The following is a 19,467-nucleotide window of genomic DNA, read 5'->3' on the forward strand; positions in this document are numbered from 1 at the left end:
TAAGTAAATGTACGGTGCCGAGATTAAGCTTGAGCATTAGGCTGGGTAAAGCTAAGTATAAATACCATTTAAAGATTGATTAAAAGAGCAGAAATATAGCATTTGCGCTTGGATAGAATCTGCGATCCCACCCTTTCTCGCTCTGCTTTTTCTCAAGTTGACGCCAATGGGCATAAACACGCCCCTACAAGTCAGCACTTTTTTGAGAGCGCAAGTAGACACAACGCTAAGTGAAGCTTGAAAATCATCGCGTCTGAAGTGACAAAGCATCTGGGTGTTCGCTACAAATTTGGATACCCCGCGCGTCGCCCTGCTTAGAAGAGAAGTCCACGCAGTCTGAAGGCGTTAACCTAAAGAAATAACCTCCTTAGCCCTGATTCTCGGCTATACTTCGGAGTCTTACAGGTCAATCTCACCATGAAGTTGCAGACTTATTTCGATTCAGAAAATAACGGTCACAAATCCTTTGAACTGCCCGGTGCCCGTCCCCACTACAACCCAGATCGACCTGGACAAGTCGAGCATATTTTCCTGGATTTAGCCCTCGATATTCCTAATCAAACCGTCGGAGGTACTTGCGCCATTACCTTACTGCCGGTGCGGAGTGGGATTGACCGTTTAACCTTAGATGCCGTCAACCTAAATATTCAGTCAGTGCAGGTTGACGAAATACCGCAAAGCTTTGACTATGATGGCGAACAACTGCACATCCAGATGCAGACACCCACTCAGGTGGGAAAAACGATCGAGATAGCGATCGCCTACTCGGTGGAAAAACCCCAGCGCGGTATCTACTTTATTTCTCCCAACAAACACTATCCCGACAAACCCGTTCAAGTTTGGACGCAGGGAGAAGATGAGGATTCCCGCTTCTGGTTCCCCTGCTTCGACTATCCCGGACAGTTAGCCACTTCAGAAATTCGGGTCAAAGTTCCCAAACTCCTGCTTGCCATTTCCAACGGATTGCTCATTAAAACCGAGGAAGATAACCACTACAAAACTTATCACTGGTTGCAAGAGCAAGTTCATCCCACCTACCTGATGACGCTCGCAGTGGGTGACTTTGCCGAAATTCAAGATGAATGGAACGACAAACCCGTCACCTACTATGTGGATAAGGGCAGAGAAGAAGACGCCCGCCGCAGTATGGGCAAAACGCCCGAAATGATTGAATTTTTCAGCGAAAAATTTGGTTATCCCTACCCTTATCCCAAATATGCCCAAGTGTGCGTCGATGACTTCATCTTTGGCGGGATGGAGAACACCTCCACCACGCTGCTAACCGACCGCTGCTTGCTGGATAAACGGGCATCTTTAGATAATCGCACCACTGAAAGCTTAGTGGCTCACGAACTCGCCCACCAGTGGTTCGGAGATTTAGTAGTCATCAAGCACTGGTCTCATGCTTGGATTAAAGAAGGGATGGCTTCTTACTCAGAAGTGCTGTGGACACACCAAGAGTATGGTTTGCAAGATGCAGCGTATTACCTGCTCAATGAAGCTCGTAGCTACCTTGTAGAAGACAGCAGCCGTTACCGTCGCCCGATTGTCACTCATGTCTATCGCGAGGCGATTGAACTGTATGACCGCCACCTCTATGAAAAAGGTGCTTGTGTCTATCACATGATTCGGGCGGAGTTGGGAGACGAGCTATTTTTTAAAGCCATCCACACCTTTGTTCAGGACAACGCCCATAAAACAGTTGAAACTGTTGACCTGCTACGGGCAATTGAAAAAGCGACGGGTCGCAACCTCCTATTTTTATTTGATCAGTACGTTTATCGCGGCGGTCATCCAGATTTCAAAGTTGCTTATTCCTGGGATACTGATAGCAAGTTGGCTAAAGTTACCGTTACTCAAACTCAAGCCACCAGCGATACCAATGGCAGCCGTAGCGATTTATTTGACCTAAAAATTCCCATCGCTTTTGGCTATGTCTCAGGAAATTCCCCTAACGAGAATCGTGTAGAGACGCGAGATTCCTCGTCTGAACAATCCTCCACTGTCAATTTCAAAACTTTCGCAGTCAGGGTTCACGAACGGGAACAAAGCTTTTACTTCCCCCTTGAAGAGAAACCAGATTTTATTAGCTTTGACATCGGGAATAATTTCCTAAAAACGGTGTCCTTAGAGTATCCAGTTCAGGAACTCAAAGCCCAACTGCAATCCGATCCCGATCCCGTCTCTCGCATCTACGCGGCTGAGGCGTTGGCGAAAAAAGGCGGATTGGAGGTCGTAAAAGCGCTTTCTTTTGCCCTCAAGAACGATTCTTTCTGGGGCGTTCGGGCGGAAGTTGCTAAACAGTTGGCAGAAGTTAAACTCGATCAAGCGTTTGACGGTCTAGTTGCGGGTCTAAAAGATAAAGAAGCCTTAGTGCGTCGTGCAGTGGTGCAAGCATTGGGAACGATCAAAACCCACGACAGCTACAAAGCACTGAAACCATTCGTAGAAGACGGCGACGCTAGCTACTATGTGGAGTCCGCAGCCGTGAATGCGATTGGCGGAATTGGGGCGGCAAATCTGGACGAAAAGCCCAAAGAAGAGAAAGTGCTGAAGCTGCTGCAAACAGTACTCAAAGAAAAGGCGGGTTGGAATGAGGTTGTGAGAACTGGCGCGATCGCTGGTTTGTCTCAACTCAAAACTTCGCCCCAAGCGCTGGATCTGATTCTGGAATACACCGCCCAAGGCGTTCCCCAAGCGTTGCGTCTAGCTGCCATTCGCGCTTTGGGAACCATTTCAACGGGTCAGAATAATGTCAACTTGGAACGAATTCTCGAACAACTTGCAGAACTCTCCAAAGAGACATTTTTCTTAACCCAAGTATCAGTCGCGATCGCACTAGGGCAAATGGAGACTCCCAAAGCGATTGGGATTTTGCGAAGTCTTGCCGACCAAACCCCCGATGGACGAGTCCGTCGCATCGCTGAGGAAGCGGTTGAGCGGGTGCAAAAAAATGTTGGATCGGATCAAGCGATCAAGCAACTGCGAGACGAACTCGACCTGATCAAGAAGCAAAACCAGGAACTCAAAAGCCGCTTGGAAAACCTAGAAGCTAAGTCCAGCACCTCAGGTACCTAAGCAATTGCGATCGCATCAACCCGACCTCTCCCCCAATCTCCCCTAACCGGAAAACAAGGATCTCCTTTCCCTGTCACAGTGGAGTTGGGGGAGAGAACCGATAAGTATTGCCTCTCTACACTTTAGTTTGTTCCCTTTGAGGCTCCCCTGCGAGTTGCCGGTTCGATTTACCGCCGGGAATTAGCATTTCCAATCCACGGGCGATTAACGGTAGAAACCCGATAACCAACACTACGCCCAATACGTTGAATATCACCTGAGCATTGGCAATTTGGCGGGCAACATCAGCCCCCCCAGAAATCCACTGGGCAAGGCTTGCTAATTGAGCCGCAAATAAGATCCCCACGACTGCGGTTATCACATTGAAAATCACATGAAAGACACCCGTCCGCACAGCTTCGCGCGATCGCCCAATCGTCGCTACCAACGTGTCAGCACAGGTGCCTACTTCCGCACCCAGCATCAAGGCGATGCCTGCGGGCAATGAGATCAAGCCAGAAGCTGCCAGCGTAATGACAATGGCTACTGTGGCGGAAGAGGATTGAATCAAGACGGTAAACAGCGCCCCAACTAAGGCACCCAGCAGCGGATTTTCCCCTAAGGTTTTCATCCAATCAATAAAGGGTTGGTAGTCCCGGAACGGTTTCATCGCCTCGTCAATCGTGTCTAGACCGAAGAAGAGCAAGCCTATCCCCAATAAAATTAAACCGATGTTCTTCCAGCGGTCTGTCTTGCCCAAAAAATGCAACAAGAAACCAAGGAACAAGGCTATCGGTGCATATTCGTTAATCTTAAAAGCGATCAGTTCAGCGCCGATGGTCGTTCCGATGTTGGAACCTAGAACCACGCCGAGAGACTGGACGAACGTCAACAACCCAGCACTCACCATCGCGATCGTCATGATGATCGTGACCGACGATGAATCTAATATGGTTGTTGCCACCGTGCCAGTTGCCACTGCGGCAAAGCGATTGCTGGTGAACTTGTCGATGAGATTTTTTGCGCGATCGCCTGCGATCGCTTCGAGTCCCTCAGCAAGCCGGGTCACACCATATAAAAACAGCACCAGACCCGCCAGCACACCCATGACAATTTTGAAAATATCAATCTTTCCTTTTTTTTCTCCTTCAGACGAAGCACTCTCAGCCTTGTCACTTTTTCCCTTTTCTTCGCCTTCAGCGGAAGCAGGATTCTGCTGTGCCGCATCAGTTCCAGCCGGAGGCTGAGCGTTGACACTGACTTCTAACGCCGGTGCGTTAAATAAGTGGAAATTATTTCCTGATAGGGAAGGACTAACAATCAAAGCTGTAACTACAAGGCTCAAACCCAACAACTTGAGTATTTTTTTCTTTGAATTTTTTGAAAACAACATGAATGACCCCGCAAAATAACGGCAATATAGGTTCTTAATCCCAGCTACGGGCGAAGTAAACGCTCATGGCAAAGCAAAGCCATAGCACTCGTCATGCTGACCTAAACCAAATTGATACTGATAAAACTCTCTATCGGACTGGCGCTGCGCTTTGACTACCTTGCCCAGCGTCTAGACTCGAAACAGCATTTTCGAGCTGCTGGGTAGACACTAAAGATTTTCGATGTCTCTCCCCTACGGTGCTTACCTCTTCAGAGGGAGATTCACGGCTCTAATACACTATTTATTCGTAATTTAAAATATACTTAAGATTATTTTAATTTCTTCCTTAAGAATAATTAGTCGCTGCTTTTTTTGCTAATAGGAGACTTTAGCAGTTTTGTCATGGAACCTTGACAGAGAAAAAATAGCAAGTGAGGGAACTGTTTGCTCTCTTAAAGCAGATGGGCGATCCCCGCAAGTGTCTGTAGTTTTGTATACTATAGTTAATAAAACGTTAAAAACCTGGTAAAAATCAATGAGTAAAGTTACGAAAGAATGCGGTCGAAATCCCTGGAAATTAATGTTATTCGATTGATTAGGTTAAATAGTGGCTTGAATACTCCCAGAAGCCGCTAATGGCGAATTAAGTTAGGTTAAAAGAGGCAAGCACAAGCGTGAATCGGTACTCCCTCATCCAGTCTCGGCGCTACGATCCCGAAGCGATCGCCCAGTACTTCCGCTATCGTCCCTGGCGAGTTCTCTGGCGAGCCATCAAAATTATCTGGTTATTTGCAGGGTTTGTTCTTGGCTTAAAGTGGGACGATTGGCTGAACCAGGACTGGAAGAATCGAGAGAAACGCGCCACTCAACTGCGGGAAATCCTCACTCGCCTGGGTCCAACCTTTATTAAAGTCGGTCAAGCTCTCTCCACAAGACCCGACTTAGTGCGGAAAGACTTTTTAGAAGAACTCATCAAATTACAAGACCAACTGCCGCCATTTGATAATGCGATCGCATTCAATATCATTGAAACCGAGCTAGAACGCTCAGTAGAAGAGATATATAGAGAAATATCCCCAGAACCACTTGCTGCCGCCAGTCTGGGTCAAGTTTATCGAGCGCGTCTTCACACCGGCGAAGAAGTCGCCGTCAAGGTGCAACGCCCCAACTTGCTACCAACAATCACCCTCGACCTTTACTTGATGCGATGGATGGCGGCTTGGTTGAGTCCTTGGCTTCCCCTAAATTTAGGGCATAACCTGACTCTAATCGTCGATGAATTCGGTTACAAGTTATTTGAAGAAATTGACTACCTCAACGAAGGACGGAACGCCGAAAAGTTTGCCACTAATTTCCGCGACGACCCCAGCGTTAAAGTCCCAGCCATCTACTGGCGCTACACCAACACCCGCGTCCTGACTTTAGAGTGGATTAACGGCTTCAAGCTGAACGATACCGAGCGCATTAAAGCAGCCGATTTAGAAACCGATACTTTGATCGAGATTGGCGTCACTGCCGGTCTACGACAGCTATTGGAATACGGCTTTTTCCATGCTGACCCCCATCCGGGTAACTTGTTTGCCATGCCAGATGGTCGTATGGCTTATATAGACTTTGGCATGATGGATCAGATGGAGGAGCATACCAAAGAAACCCTCGTCAGTGCCGTCGTTCACCTAATTAACAAAGACTATATTGAGTTAGCCAAAGACTTTGTTAAGCTAGGCTTTTTGACGCCAGAAACGGATATTGTTCCGATCATTCCAGCGCTAGAAAGCGTACTGGGAGATGTCATCGGCGAAAGTGTACAAGACTTTAACTTTAAGACAATTACAGACAAGTTCTCGGAACTGATGTACGACTATCCGTTCCGAATTCCGGCGAAATTTGCCTTAATTATTCGTTCCTTGGTGACACAAGAGGGATTGGCTCTCAGCTTAAATCCCAATTTCAAAATTGTCGAAGTTGCCTATCCCTACGTAGCGCGGCGTTTGCTGACTGGCGAATCTCCAGAAATGCGGCGACGTTTAATTGAAGTCTTGTTCAAAGACGGCAAATTCCAATGGCAGCGGTTAGAGAACATGATTGCGATCGCTCGCTCAGATGATAACTTCGATCTATTGCCTACTGCTCAACTAGGATTACAGTTTCTCCTCTCTGAAGAAGGACAATTTCTGCGACGCCAAGTGCTAATCGCTTTGACAGAAGATGACCGACTTCATACCGAAGAAGTGCGACGTCTATGGAATCTAGTGAAAGATGACCTGAAGCCGTCACGGTTGTTTAATGTAGCCCTCGGAGCCTTGACGGAACTCTCCACTGAAGGAGTCGCCGCACTATTACCTTCTTTTGCCACACTTGCTGCCTTGCAGGAGAGAGAATAAAGTGTTGGGTCTTAGGGAATCGGTAATGAGTAATTGGTAATTGGCGCGGTGTGCAACTTTCTGTATTTCTCCCTCCATCTCATGGGGGGATTGGGGGAGCTGACAAAATTTGCTTGACATTTCGATCGCCCCAACCCCTGATAAATTAGAGGCTGAGAAAAAGTTGCACATAGCGGTAATTGGTAAATCTTCCATTACCGATTCCCCGTTGCCCATTTACCCGTTACCTATTAGGAGTTTTTAGTGTACTATTTCCCAGATCCGCCGTATTTTTTACTTGTTTTCGGTTTGTTTGCTGGAATAACCTGTGGTCTTGCTTTTGAAGCCACCCTCAAACAGCAAGTGCGGGAATGGTCGAAGAACCGCTCTACCCGGACTTTGGCTCAGATGCAAGGGATACAATTACAGTTGCCATTCTTGGGAATTTGTGGCGGAATCTGTCTGTTTCTAGTAGCTGGATTAGAGATTTTTGGCTTTCCTGGATGGCTGTCTTTTGGGACTTCGATGCCACTCACTCTATTTATTGGCATGTTAGTTTGGTCGCAACTCAAAAGCCTTTTAGGTCAGCTAGAACGCGGTGGCTCTCGCGCACTTGATTTAGATGCTTGGGAATAAGCGATTAGCGATTCGCTTTGCTATTTAAAAGAGAGAGGGTAAGCAACTGCTTACCCTCTTTCTTTTAGATTAAATAGCAATGATTATTTGGAATCGATATTAGTAGACATCCGCGAAGTCCCAACCATCAACATAGCCCAAAGGCCCTGGCGTCGCCCCAGGAACAACAACTTTATACCACTTGTTGCTCCATTGGTTTTGGTCTGGATGGAAGTCTAGAGTTGTGCCAGTGGGTAAAGTTTTAATAATGCGACCCGAACATGGCGATGACCGAACATTTAACGGCCCTTTTGTTACGCGAACCTTTCCAGGAGCGAGAGGATTAACGATCATCCATCCTTGAGCGCGATTGCTATCACAAGCATTGGTAGAATTAAATCCGTAAGTTACGCGAATCCAAGTATAACCATTGCCTTGCTGAGTACCTCCGCTAGGATCGTTGAGAACATCAGCTCCGGGTCTAGCGACCCGCAGGATACGGCAGCTGGTACTGGGACAAGAGCGAATGTTCACGGTACTCAGGACGTTATAAACCCGACCATCATCCGTCGCCGTGCCAGCGATACCTGCACCGAGAGCATTTGCCGTACCAACCCTAGCTTTTATCGCTTCGCGGGCTGTCTGAGCTTCCGTAACACCGCCCGCTTGTTCTGGTGCGACAGTTCTGGGAGCAAATTTGTTACCATCTTGAGAAGGTTCAGCTAAATTTTTGGGGACGGACAAACCTACTGCAAGGGCTAGTAGCGTAACCGTTGTGGCACATCCACCAATTACTTTAAGAGATCCAAGGCGCATAGTAGTTCTTTTCCTTTAAATCAGTCTGTGAAGGTCGTTTTCCTTCCGCATGTTATTAAACACAATGATGCAAACTGATTTTTCGGACTTGCCTACAATCAAAAATTCCATATCTATCTCAAGATATATTTAAGAGTCAATAGGGAACTTTTTGAGCCTAATTTTTATCTTTATTCCAATTTTCCAGCTCTAGAAAAAGGCGATCGCTTTCAGTTGTAAAAGCGATCGCCTTTGTGATTTAAAGCGGGAAAAAATTCAACAGCTTGCCGGTGTGAAGATAGCGGCTTCGATACGATTCAGGGCTTTTTCCAGATCGTCGTTCATGATTTGAATATCGAATTCACTCGCCGCAGCAATTTCGGCTTCGGCACGGTTAAGCCGTCGCGCGATCGCTACCTCTGAATCTTGCCCGCGTCCTCGGATTCGATTTTCTAGTTCGCTGACGGAAGGCGGTAGGATAAAAATCTGTAGGGCGCTTGGGAAATTTTGTCTGATCTGCCGCGCCCCTTCTAGTTCAATTTCTAGTATCACCCACTGACCCTGCTGGATTTGCTCCTCCACTTGTCGTCTTAGGGTGCCATAACAGTTACCAGCAAACTCAGCCCACTCCAGTAATTCACCGGCTTCCAGCATTTGCTCAAACTGGTTGCGGCTAACAAAATAATAGTGTTTTCCCTCAATTTCGCCGGGACGGGGGGCGCGAGTCGTCGCGGATACAGAATAATACAGCTCCGGATGACGCTGCAAGAGCGATCGCAGCAAAGTACCTTTGCCTACGCCACTCGGCCCAGTCAAAACAATCAGCCTGCCAGTTTTCATGCTCCTGTCACCCGTGAAAATGCCTATTGCCTTAATTGTTGCTGGCATTCACGTCTTTGCCAATCACAAAGCGATGAGCAACGGTTTCAGGCTGAATGGCGGAGAGAATGATGTGGCTGGAATCGGTAATAATTACCGCGCGAGTGCGACGCCCATAGGTTGCATCAATCAACTGCCCTCTATCTCTGGCGTCGGTGATAATCCGTTTAATGGGCGCAGATTCTGGACTGACAATGGCAACCACTCGGTTTGCAGACACGATGTTACCAAAACCGATATTGATTAACTGAATGTCCATAAAAAACTAGCGGCATAACCGCCTAAAAAGCTTATTTAAGTCTAGTTCCCATGTTATCTACAAAATTTTTGACTTACAAGCCTAAAATCCACAAAAACTCGCGTTTTTAAGGGATCGCTGCTTTTTTTTCCCTTTTACCTCTGTTATCTATTCCGAAAGGCAGAGGCAGGTTTGACAGTTGCGTTAACATTCAACTGCACAAATTCAACTTAATTCATTTCTCTTGGCGCTGGTTGTGAAATAGATATCCAGCATGACTGGAACAGCTTGAGGGACGCGATCGCTTCACGATTGTCCGTGGAATCGCTCTTCGTTCACAGGGTGGGAAGTATTTCTTTGTATGCCCATAAAAATCAAATTCTACCAGAGGATGGATGGTTGCAACTATTTACGAGATTTTACATAGAGCGCTTATCCGTAGAATTACAATTAATCCGCTTTTTCACCATTTTTAGAAAAACAAGTACCGTGTTTTTATTGAAACAAAGGTTTTTTGCCATCCCAAGCTATCGAAAACAAAATACTTTTATCTAGGTTTTTCCATAACTTCAAAATATAAACTATAGCGATAAAGTTTCCGTAAAATAGGCTGTTTTTAGTAGCGGTTATTGGCATGAGTCATTTATGCTAAAAAAGTAGCGCCAACCCAAGCGCGGCAATCGGGGACGTAAAGATCAATCCTGATATACCGTGCTGCACTTACCCAAACCAGGGAATAAAAAAAATGGCTATTCGTAAAACACTTATTGGATTATTCGTTGCCACTTTAGGAATATTATCGGCTCCTGCTGACGCAAAAGCAATTTCTTTAAGTTATTTAGAAACCGACCAAGCCTTTAAAAATTTAAATGTAGATTTATTGTTTGTTGCGGAGGGTCGGATTGGCAGTAGCAATAACAGCACTTACGAACTCGATCTTCACGATGATACGGGAAGCACTAATTTTGCGGTACAAAAACAACAGGAACTGACTGGTTCAAATTTCTGGCAAAGCGGAAGAGTGGATGCTTTCACTCTGGCTTACGACGCACTCACAAAGATAGTTACTTATAAAGTTGGAAACCAAACTTTAGCTTACGACTACACATCGAAATTTACCCAAGGCGTCACAGATATCTTTGTCCGCACTAGAGCAAATAACACGAATAGCAGCATGACAGTCAAAGACTTACTGCTGAAAGATGCGTCGGGTACGAAGTCCATCGCTGAAACTTCTAGCGTTTCATGTACCCTGAGTCCTAATTGCACAACCTGGTACAAAGATGCCAATGGCAATATTTTTGAGGATGTGAAGGGGGGAGTGCAATATCTTCGGATCGGCGATGTATCCGGTAGTTTCAGCCTTACAGGTAATTCCATTATGAGTTGGACGGGAAAAATCCCTACCCAATCCAATCTCGCCTACCAAATCAAAGTTGGGACGACCGATGACTGGAAAAACCAACAGAGCGTTCCAGAACCCAGCGCGACGCTAGGATTGACCTTGGGCGCGATCGCACTCGGCTTAAAAACTCGTCGCCGTCGCCAATCTGTCTAAGCCAATGTGTCTCAACAGAAACGGGTGATACTCATTAACGCACAAAGCTCCTTTAAAATAGCTTTGTGCGTTTTTTGTCGGAAGTAGCCTGAAACTGAGAGGATAGAAAGAGACCGCTCCTCGAAATCTTTACAAAAAATACCGATCGCGCGTGCAACTCGTTGACTTTACTACCTTAACTGCCGCTTGTTCTGAGCTGCGTGCTGAGTGGATACCGGCGCGGCTGGAACAAGTTTATCAGCGCGATCGCTTTACAATTTCCATAGCCCTGCGAACCCTGAAGCGGCGGAGTTGGCTGACAGTTTCTTGGCATCCGCAAGCAGCGCGTGTTTGCATTGGCGATCCACCCCCCCGCACGCCAGATACATTTACCTTCAGCGACCAGTTGCGGCATCAGTTGGGTGGCTTTGCTTTGGTGGCGATAGAAGCGAGTAGCGCTGACGCGAATACACCTTCAGCGATCGCGCCTTGGGAACGAGTAATCGATTTACAATTTGCCAAACGCCCAGGAGATCCGGCTATCTGGCACTTGTACGTTGAAATCATGGGCAAATACAGCAACGTCATCCTTACAGGTGCAGACAACCTGATTGTCACCGCCGCCCATCAAGTCAACGCCCAACAATCTAGCGTCCGTACCATCCTGACCGGACAGCCCTACGAATCTCCACCCGCCCTCACTGCAACCATCCCGACTTTAAGCGAATCTCAAGAACGCTGGCAAGAACGGCTGAGTTTAATTCCCGCAGCACTGCGGCGTCAGATGCTGAAAAATTACCGGGGTTTGAGTCCAGCGCTGGTTGTCTCAATGGTACAAGCCGCGGGTCTAGATCCAGAGCAATCTACCGATACCCTCCCACAATCTGACTGGAACGCATTATTTCTCCGATGGCAAGAATGGCTGCAAGCAATTCTGAAAAGCCAATCCTCTCAGTCTGCTATCCCCTCGCCTACGACACTCGTGACGCAGAAGGAGACTGGGACAGTTTTTCATCCCGGCTGGACACCTGAAGGATACAACGTCTTGGGCTGGGGCATTGTTAAGCCTGCTGAATCAGTCCAAGAATTACTCAACCGCTACTACACCGATCGGCTCAATCAACAGGAATTTAACCAGATTCATCATCAGTTGAGCCAGAAACTTAACAACGTTCTAGAAAAATTACGCCTGAAGGCGTCTACTTTTACGGAACGCTTGCAGCAATCCGATCAAGCAGACCAATATCGGCAACAGGCAGATTTGCTGATGGCTTACCTTCAGAACTGGGAACCAGGGATGAAGTCAATTGACCTCAATGATTTTGACACCGACAAACCTGTCACAATTCCCCTCGACCCTGAAAAAAATGCCGTCCAAAATGCCCAATCCCTCTACAAGCGGCATCAGAAGCTGAAACGCGCTCGCTCAGCCGTTGAACCGTTACTTAACGAGGTGCAAACGGAAATAGACTACTTGGAGCAAGTGGAAGCTAGCCTAACTCAGCTGGATTCTTACGATGACCCAGAAGATTTACAAACGCTTTTAGAAATCCGCGATGAGCTGATACAGCAGCAGTATCTACAAGATCCGGACAACCGCATCCGTAGGGACGAGGAGGGAAGTCACCCTTATCGTTACCAGACGCCCAGCGGCTTTGAGTTATTAATTGGGCGCAATAACCGCCAGAACGACCAGCTAACCTTTCGGATGGCTGGAGACTACGACCTCTGGTTTCACACCCAGGAGATTCCTGGAAGTCATGGGTTGCTGCGCGTCGCTCCGGGTTCTGTCCCGGAAGAAGCCGATTTGCAATTTGCCGCCGATTTAATTTCCTACTACAGTCGTGCCAGACAAAGCGATCGCGTGCCAGTTGTTTACACGGAACCCAAGCACGTCTACAAACCCAAGGGTGCTAAACCGGGAATCGCTATTTATAAGCAGGAGCGCATTATCTGGGGGAGTCCTCAAACAGGAATCAACTATCTAAGGTAAGAAGTTTACAAAAAAATGTAAATATTTCTTTCAAAAAATGTGTATTTCCTGTTACAGTAAATATTAAAGAAATCTTACGGCTGGCGGATGGGAACGCGCAGCTCTGGATTTCCTCGGATTAACGACAACAAAAATAAAGATTTTGTTCAACCAGCTGTCACATCAGCTGGTTTTTTTTCAGTGGTAAGTGGTCATTAGTCATATCGCAATCCGCTTCAGAGTTGTGAGCTGCCAGGGTTTAGATCCCCGACTTCTTAAAGAAGTCGGGGATCTCGTCTTCACGAATCCTTTAGGAGTGCTATCTCAGATCTGGTTGTATCCACAATTAAGAAACGACCAATGACGGTTGACTCTTAACTAGAATGTAAACGTGGTGCGGATAGTACCGATCACAATATCATCGTTACGATTATTGTGGTCAGGGGCAGTAAGCCAGATAACCCCAGGCGTGATGGCGATATTGTCCGTTAATTGATACTGATAGAACGCTTCAATGTGCAGTGAAGTATCGTCATTGTCTCCCACTGGCGGGGTGGGGATGCCTGCTGCGGTTAATGCGGCGACTGCGCCGGGATTGATATCGATGGTTGAGTTAGTGACTTTCGGCTCCATACCCACGATAATGCCAGCCAAGTTGCCTTGTTTACCCAGGTCCGGGAAGGCTAAGGTGACAGCCCAGTTCCAGATGTCAACTTTGCCACGCTCAATGAGTCCGCCTAAAGTGGAGAGGTTGCGCGTGTTGGTGTAGCCAACCCAGCCACCCAAAACAAAGCGATCGCTCAGTTGCCAAGATAACTCTACCCCATAAGAATTGCTGATCACGGGGAGATTGGTGCTGAACCCTAAGTTAGTTAACCCCCCGCCGACTGAACTACCGTCAATATCGGTATCGAAGAAGCGGGCAAGTCCGCCCTGGAAATTTGCGAGATTGCTACCAGTGCCGGTGTCATTGTTGTTGTAGGAATGAATGTACGTCAAGCCCAGCTTCAAGCGATCGCTTGGCTTGATCAATAGCTGTGCCAAGGCACCATAAGGGCCATTGAACAAACCACCATCTTCTTCCGGGTTAGCGGCGTCCCCTGCTAAATAGCCTAAGCTGAGTTCAAAGCGATCGCCCAACTGCTGCCTTAGTCCAACTCCAGCACCTTCTGCTAGGTAATAAATCGGCGGGCGCGTTCCAAAAGTAGAGAGTGCCCCAGTTGTACCATCACCGTCGAGGAAGTTGACGGTATCGGTAAAGTCATCCGCCGCACCTGCATTTGCCGCAACCACCACTTCTGTTCTCTCACCGATGGGGAAAGCGTAAAGAAACGCATCCACGAAAACATTACTGTCGGTATCACCTGAGAAAAACAGGTTGCCTTCGGGTGTCAAAGTGCGTTCGGTAAGAGAACCCAGTCCTTCCGCTTGCAGTCGCGTTCTCAGCACATCTTTCCCGGTGAAGCTGGTTTCAAAATTCAGACGGGTACGATGACCAAAAATCGCTACATCGTCGATCTCATCGCCAGTCGCATCTTCTCCCTTGAAAATCCCTGCCAGCGCAAAGATCGCTTCTCCCTGTAGTTTGGTGGTGGTGGAAAATTGATGGCTTTCCAGAAAAGCGGTGCGACCTTCTAAATTATCAACGCGCGTCCGCAATGTCGCCAATTCCGCGCCAAATTCATCAATCAGTCGCTGTAATGTAGTTAAATCCGCTTTGGTGACGAAATCTGCCGAACTGGCGGCAATCAATTTCTCGATTTGTTGCAGACAAGCATTCAAACCGGCGGCAAATTCATACCGGCTGAGTGCCCGGTTGCCGCGAAAGGTGCCATCGGGATATCCTGCAATACAACCGTAACGTTCGACAAGCGATCGCAGTGCTTCATACGCCCAATCTGTCGGTTCTACGTCTTGCAGTTGGGAAACATTCGTGACTTGTTCTAGAGAACTATCCAGAGAACTATCCGTGTCCTCTGGATTGGTATAAACATCGATTTGTTCTAAAACGTCGGCATCAGCCGTTACTGATGTCGGGGTGGTAGCTGGGATTTGGGCTAAATCCGCCACTGTTGACTGATTCGGCGCGATCGCCGCTGATGCGGGTGTTTCTACCTTGACAGCAGATGTCTCGTCCAGCTTCATCTCAGAAGTGGTAATTGGGGCAGCTGCCACGGCTACCGAGTTTGATACCAATTCTTCATTTTTTTGATGTAACGCTTGAGATTCCTCTTGATCCTCCTTGATTGGGAGAGTGGGAGCGATCGCATCCTCGATTGCGTTCTCCTTAACTTCCATCACCGCCGGGGTTTCCGTTGCGAATGCCCCTGCATCCGTTAACAGCATTGCACCGAACACTGCTGGGCTTACCAGCAGCGCATTCCACAGGTTTTTAAATTTCATTTCTCACTCCTGACACCCTTTCAAGATTCTCCGCAGCGACTGACTGCTCTACAGTTTGCTAAAGACAATTTATTGACAATTTTGCTGAATTTTGCTTATAAATTGCCTTTTTCCAATGAAAAGCATCCGTTGCTGCTGAGAAATTTTGCTTTTAAACACTTAAGAGACAAGATTTCTCCAACTTTTACAATCCCCCCTGATGGCATTTACCAGTCAAAACTCAACTATCGGCAGCAATATCATACTAAAATGAGAATTATTCTCATAATATTAAAACAAGACTCATTCTCAAAAAAAGAGATTGACACTTCCACCGTCAATCAGGAGATAAACCGTGACGCGCCCTAGAAGCCGACATCAAATCCGACATTATCTGCGCAAATTTGCCCTGTCTCTATTGCTGCTGCCAGTGTTCGCTGCTGCTGGGTGTACCTCATCAAATACTTCTGTCCCATCCCCACAGCAGAGTGCTTCACCGCAGTCGCCAGTAGCAGCGCAGAATCCGAAGTCTCCACGGGTAGTGGCAACGTTTTTGCCGATTTATTGGTTTACCAAGGCAGTTGCGGGTAACAAAGCGCAGGTAGAAATTTTAGTGTCACCAGGATCGGAAGTGCATGAGTATCAAGCGACACCCGCAAACGTACAAGCGATCGCCCAAGCAGATGTGCTGGTAAAAAATGGCTTCGGCTTGGAAGAATTTCTTCAAGAAACTATCAAAAATTCTGGAAACGCTCAGATTAAAGAAATTGATAGTAGTAAAAGCATTAACGCCTTAGAAGACGCCTCACCCGTGGTGAATGGTCAAGCAGCTAGCCACGAAGACCACAACCACGAGGGAGAAGCCGGTGCAAAGGCAGAAGAACACGACCATGCAGAAGGTAATCCTCACGTTTGGCTCGATCCAGTCCGAGCAAAACAGCAAGTAGAGAATATTCGGGATGGTTTAATTGCAGCCAATCCTGAGAACAAAGCGACTTATCAAGCAAACGCCACCGCCTACATTCAGCAACTGGAGGCGCTAGACAAAGAATTTCAGCAGCGTCTGCAACCCTATCGCGGTTGTACTTATGTCACTTTCCACGATGCCTATCCTTACATTGCTCAGCGCTACCAGCTTCAACAAGTTGCAGTAGTTCAGATTCCCGAAGATAACCTTTCGCCTGCTGACATCCAAAAGGCGGTTGGGGCAGTGAAAAAGTACAATGTTAAAGCCCTACTTGGCGAACCAGGAACTGACAATAAATTGCTTGAAAGTCTCTCTACCGACTTGAAATTAACCCTGAGAACCATCGATCCTCTGGAAAATGGCCCCCTGACTCCGGAGCATTATTTCACCGCGATGAAGCAAAATCTGCAAACCCTGGAAGCTGCCTGCAAGTAGACGTGAGAAACTCTGACGCCCCTATCCCATCGCCAATTCTGAAAGTTGACGGCTTAACTGTATATCTAGGCAGCTATCTGGCGCTTCGGGATGTCTCTTTTGAATTGCTACCCGGAACTGATACAGCAGTAGTTGGCCCGAATGGTGCGGGTAAAAGTACGCTGGTGCAAGCAATTCTGGGATTAATTCCGCGAAGTGCCGGAAAAGTAGAAATTTTTGACCGTCCAGTTGAACGTTTGGGGCATTGGTGTCACTGGTTAGGCTATATGCCGCAAAATTTTATCTTTGACCGGAGTTTTCCAATTTCTGTCGCCGAAATGGTGGGGTTGGGATGGGCGAAGAAAAATCAGGAGTCAGGAAAACTCACGGCTCAAAACTTTTTGTCATTCTGGCGGAAAGATGAAAAGAAATCAGAAGCGATCGCTTCTGCCTTGAAACGGGTAGACGCTTATCACCTGCGCCGTCAATCCATCGGTACTCTGAGTGGTGGGCAACTCAAGCGTGTTTTGTTGGCTTATAGTCTAGTCATGCCTCGTCAACTTCTAGTCCTGGATGAAGCGTTTGCCGGTGTGGATGTGCAAGGTGCAGCAGATTTTTATGCTTTGCTGAATGAACTCAAACGCGAGCAAAATTGGACGGTGTTGCAAGTTTCCCACGATATTGATATGGTCAGTCACCACTGCGATCGCGTTCTCTGCCTCAATCAAACGGTAGTCTGCACTGGCACCCCGGAAATTGCCCTTTCCCCCCAAAACCTGCTAGCCACTTATGGCCCAAGTTTCAGTCGCTATCATCATCACCACTAAAAAGAATCAAAATGCTAGGAGTTTTTAATATTTAATTGGCTTCATCCAAATGTTCTGCAACAGAGCGATAGAGGTCTAAAACGTGATTATCTTGAAGGCTATAGAAGACCTTGCGCCCACGCTTGCGGTAGCTAACCAGTCGTAGGGCACGTAAGGCTCTCAACTGATGGGAAACCGCTGATTCGCTCATTGCCAGCGCTCCTGCCAAGTCACACACACACAGTTCTTTGAGTGCCAAAACTGATAGAATCCGCAGGCGATTGGCGTCTCCTAAGAGACTAAAGAACTCCGCCATTCGCTGAGACTTCTCAGTGCTGAGAATCTGAGTTTGCAATTGGTGAACGTTATCTATGTCAAGCGGGTGTGGCGGATTACAATTTAAAGTTTCTGTCTTCTGAAGGTCGCTATTTACAGCTTCATCAGATGAAAGTTGCACTGACATTTCTCAAGCTATAGGTAGATACTCTTATCGTAACTGATTCGCTGACGTGGATGGAAAGCTCATGACTCTCCTAGATTGGTCGATCTCATTTCATTTTCACTGGCTAGCGATCGCGGATAGCGCTAACTTAATCACCTTGTTGCAGTTTCCCTTCATGCAACGAGCGATCGCAGGTGGCGTCCTGATGGGACTTCTCGGCGGATTTCTTGGCAGTTTTGTGACTTTGCGTCAGTTGTCTTTTTTCAGCCACGCCGTTGGTCACGCAGCTTTAGTCGGGCTAGTCATGGGAGTCTTATTGCAGCTAAATCCCACCTGGATGCTACTACCCTTTACGGTAATTTTTGGTCTAGCGGTTCTCTACTTGATTGATCAAACCAATCTCGCCAGCGACAACATCCTCAGCATTGTGCTATCCGGTGCCTTGGCAATTGGCGTCATCCTCAGCAGTTTTATCCAGGGATACCGAGGCAACCTCTTAGGCGCTCTATTTGGGGATATTCTCGCAATTAATAACACCGACTTGGTGCTGGTTTTTCTATTGCTTGTGGGCAGCGGTATCTTCTTACTGTCAACGCTGCGAGAGCAAATCTTATTGACGCTTAACCCCGATGTAGCAAAGGTTCAGGGTGTTCCAGTTCAGCTCTATCGCTACTTATTTGTTGTACTGCTGTCCCTGGCAGTTGCCGTTTCTATCAAAGCCGTAGGCATCTTACTCGTAAATGCCTTTCTAGTGATTCCCGCTTCTACTGCCAAGTTGTTGAGTCACCAATTTATCTACTTTCTCTGGCTCTCCGTTTTCTTGGGAGCGATGAGTAGCGTTGCTGGAATGATTGTATCCGGTCTTTTTAACTTTGCTTCTGGCCCTAGTATTGTTCTCGTCCAGTTTTTGCTGTTTCTAGCCGTTCTTGGCTGGGCAAAGCTGAATCTGCAAGCTAGCTGAGACAAGTAAGGTTAGCGGGTTGTGGATTAGCCGGTTGAAGGTTAGCCAGTTTATGAGAACTTTCCACTGCTGTAAACCTTCAACCTTCAACTCTTGTAAGCTTTCAACCTTCAGTTAGCCGCAGTTACAGCCGTGATGGGAGCAGCCTTGTCCAGATTCGTGACCATTGGCACAAGCTTCGCCGCAGTAGTATTTACCACCTTTTTCCACCGCTTCGCTGATGGAAACAACGCACAGGCAAGATTCACAGGCACATTTCATCGAAGTTACGGTAGTCATCGCTTTGTCCTAGTCAACTCTTCTTTTACTATAACATCTGAACAGATATTCAGATATTGATTCTTTTCAGGAATCGTCATAGAAATAGCGATACAGAGATAGCGATCGCCCTGACTGGAACTGCGATCTCTGACAAAAAACAAAAATATTACCGAATCTGCCACTAGGGGCTTGTCAACACCGTCTAACTTTGTTAATTTAATAAAGCACCAAAAAAAGTGCGCCGGGATAGCTCAGTTGGTAGAGCAGAGGACTGAAAATCCTCGTGTCCGGAGTTCAAATCTCCGTCCTGGCATTTTCTAAAACATAGATTCAGCACAAATTTTAGCTGATTGTCACTGCTACATTCTTATCGGGATTCTGTAGAGTCTACATAAATCCTGAT

The 19,467-nt window shown here is 47.1% G+C and carries 15 protein-coding genes and 1 tRNA gene; 9 read left to right on the forward strand and 7 right to left on the reverse strand.

Going from position 1 to position 19,467, the window contains the following annotated elements:
* Positions 1–417 precede the first annotated feature (417 nt).
* Positions 418–3,078, forward strand: coding sequence for a M1 family metallopeptidase (locus H6F52_RS20645; protein ID WP_190536620.1), 2,661 nt, complete (start codon positions 418–420; stop codon positions 3,076–3,078).
* Between the two features lie 115 nt (positions 3,079–3,193).
* Here H6F52_RS20645 and H6F52_RS20650 read toward each other — a convergent pair whose 3' ends face one another.
* The gene (locus H6F52_RS20650) at positions 3,194–4,450 is read right to left on the reverse strand and encodes a Na/Pi symporter (RefSeq protein WP_190536621.1); all 1,257 of its coding nucleotides are present in this window, start codon (positions 4,448–4,450) and stop codon (positions 3,194–3,196) included.
* Positions 4,451–5,106: 656 nt separating this feature from the next.
* Between H6F52_RS20650 and H6F52_RS20655 the strand changes: the two genes are divergently transcribed.
* Positions 5,107–6,816, forward strand: a complete 1,710-nt coding sequence (locus H6F52_RS20655; RefSeq protein ID WP_190536622.1) for an AarF/UbiB family protein — start codon at positions 5,107–5,109, stop codon at positions 6,814–6,816.
* A gap of 243 nt (positions 6,817–7,059) precedes the next feature.
* Complete coding sequence (locus tag H6F52_RS20660) at positions 7,060–7,431, forward strand: hypothetical protein (protein WP_190413901.1); 372 nt, start codon at positions 7,060–7,062, stop codon at positions 7,429–7,431.
* Between the two features lie 99 nt (positions 7,432–7,530).
* Here the strand turns inward: H6F52_RS20660 and H6F52_RS20665 are convergent, their stop codons facing one another.
* The 3 genes from H6F52_RS20665 to H6F52_RS20675 form a co-directional block, all read right to left on the reverse strand.
* Positions 7,531–8,226, reverse strand: a complete 696-nt coding sequence (locus tag H6F52_RS20665; RefSeq protein ID WP_190413900.1) for an SH3 domain-containing protein — start codon at positions 8,224–8,226, stop codon at positions 7,531–7,533.
* 255 nt (positions 8,227–8,481) lie between these two features.
* Positions 8,482–9,045 carry a guanylate kinase gene (gene gmk, locus H6F52_RS20670; RefSeq protein ID WP_190413938.1) on the reverse strand — a complete coding sequence of 188 codons (564 nt, stop codon included), beginning with the start codon at positions 9,043–9,045 and terminating at the stop codon, positions 8,482–8,484.
* Between the two features lie 31 nt (positions 9,046–9,076).
* Positions 9,077–9,343, reverse strand: coding sequence for a DUF370 domain-containing protein (locus H6F52_RS20675; RefSeq protein ID WP_190413898.1), 267 nt, complete (start codon positions 9,341–9,343; stop codon positions 9,077–9,079).
* 724 nt (positions 9,344–10,067) lie between these two features.
* Here H6F52_RS20675 and H6F52_RS20680 point away from each other — a divergent pair.
* The gene (locus H6F52_RS20680) at positions 10,068–10,880 is read left to right on the forward strand and encodes a PEP-CTERM sorting domain-containing protein (RefSeq protein WP_190536623.1); all 813 of its coding nucleotides are present in this window, start codon (positions 10,068–10,070) and stop codon (positions 10,878–10,880) included.
* A 151-nt stretch (positions 10,881–11,031) separates the two neighbouring features.
* Positions 11,032–12,852: an NFACT RNA binding domain-containing protein gene (locus tag H6F52_RS20685; RefSeq protein WP_190536624.1), complete on the forward strand. Its 1,821-nt coding sequence runs from the start codon at positions 11,032–11,034 to the stop codon at positions 12,850–12,852.
* Positions 12,853–13,209: 357 nt separating this feature from the next.
* On the opposite strand, the gene H6F52_RS20690 is transcribed toward H6F52_RS20685, so the two are convergent.
* Positions 13,210–15,234 carry an iron uptake porin gene (locus tag H6F52_RS20690; RefSeq protein ID WP_190438512.1) on the reverse strand — a complete coding sequence of 675 codons (2,025 nt, stop codon included), beginning with the start codon at positions 15,232–15,234 and terminating at the stop codon, positions 13,210–13,212.
* A 334-nt stretch (positions 15,235–15,568) separates the two neighbouring features.
* Between H6F52_RS20690 and H6F52_RS20695 the strand changes: the two genes are divergently transcribed.
* Both H6F52_RS20695 and H6F52_RS20700 read left to right on the forward strand, forming a co-directional pair.
* Positions 15,569–16,615, forward strand: a complete 1,047-nt coding sequence (locus tag H6F52_RS20695) for a zinc ABC transporter substrate-binding protein (RefSeq protein WP_347276237.1) — start codon at positions 15,569–15,571, stop codon at positions 16,613–16,615.
* Positions 16,616–16,638: 23 nt separating this feature from the next.
* The gene (locus H6F52_RS20700; protein WP_190536662.1) at positions 16,639–17,421 is read left to right on the forward strand and encodes an ATP-binding cassette domain-containing protein; all 783 of its coding nucleotides are present in this window, start codon (positions 16,639–16,641) and stop codon (positions 17,419–17,421) included.
* A 31-nt stretch (positions 17,422–17,452) separates the two neighbouring features.
* Here the strand turns inward: H6F52_RS20700 and H6F52_RS20705 are convergent, their stop codons facing one another.
* Positions 17,453–17,863: a metalloregulator ArsR/SmtB family transcription factor gene (locus H6F52_RS20705; RefSeq protein ID WP_190530072.1), complete on the reverse strand. Its 411-nt coding sequence runs from the start codon at positions 17,861–17,863 to the stop codon at positions 17,453–17,455.
* A 61-nt stretch (positions 17,864–17,924) separates the two neighbouring features.
* Between H6F52_RS20705 and H6F52_RS20710 the strand changes: the two genes are divergently transcribed.
* Positions 17,925–18,803: a metal ABC transporter permease gene (locus H6F52_RS20710; protein WP_190428163.1), complete on the forward strand. Its 879-nt coding sequence runs from the start codon at positions 17,925–17,927 to the stop codon at positions 18,801–18,803.
* 114 nt (positions 18,804–18,917) lie between these two features.
* Here H6F52_RS20710 and H6F52_RS20715 read toward each other — a convergent pair whose 3' ends face one another.
* Positions 18,918–19,082, reverse strand: a complete 165-nt coding sequence (locus H6F52_RS20715; protein WP_190413885.1) for a metallothionein — start codon at positions 19,080–19,082, stop codon at positions 18,918–18,920.
* A 222-nt stretch (positions 19,083–19,304) separates the two neighbouring features.
* Here H6F52_RS20715 and H6F52_RS20720 point away from each other — a divergent pair.
* Positions 19,305–19,377, forward strand: a tRNA-Phe gene (locus tag H6F52_RS20720).
* The last annotated feature ends 90 nt before the right edge of the window (positions 19,378–19,467 follow it).

It is taken from the genome of Coleofasciculus sp. FACHB-542 (assembly GCF_014695825.1).
Lineage (GTDB): Bacteria > Cyanobacteriota > Cyanobacteriia > Cyanobacteriales > FACHB-T130 > FACHB-T130.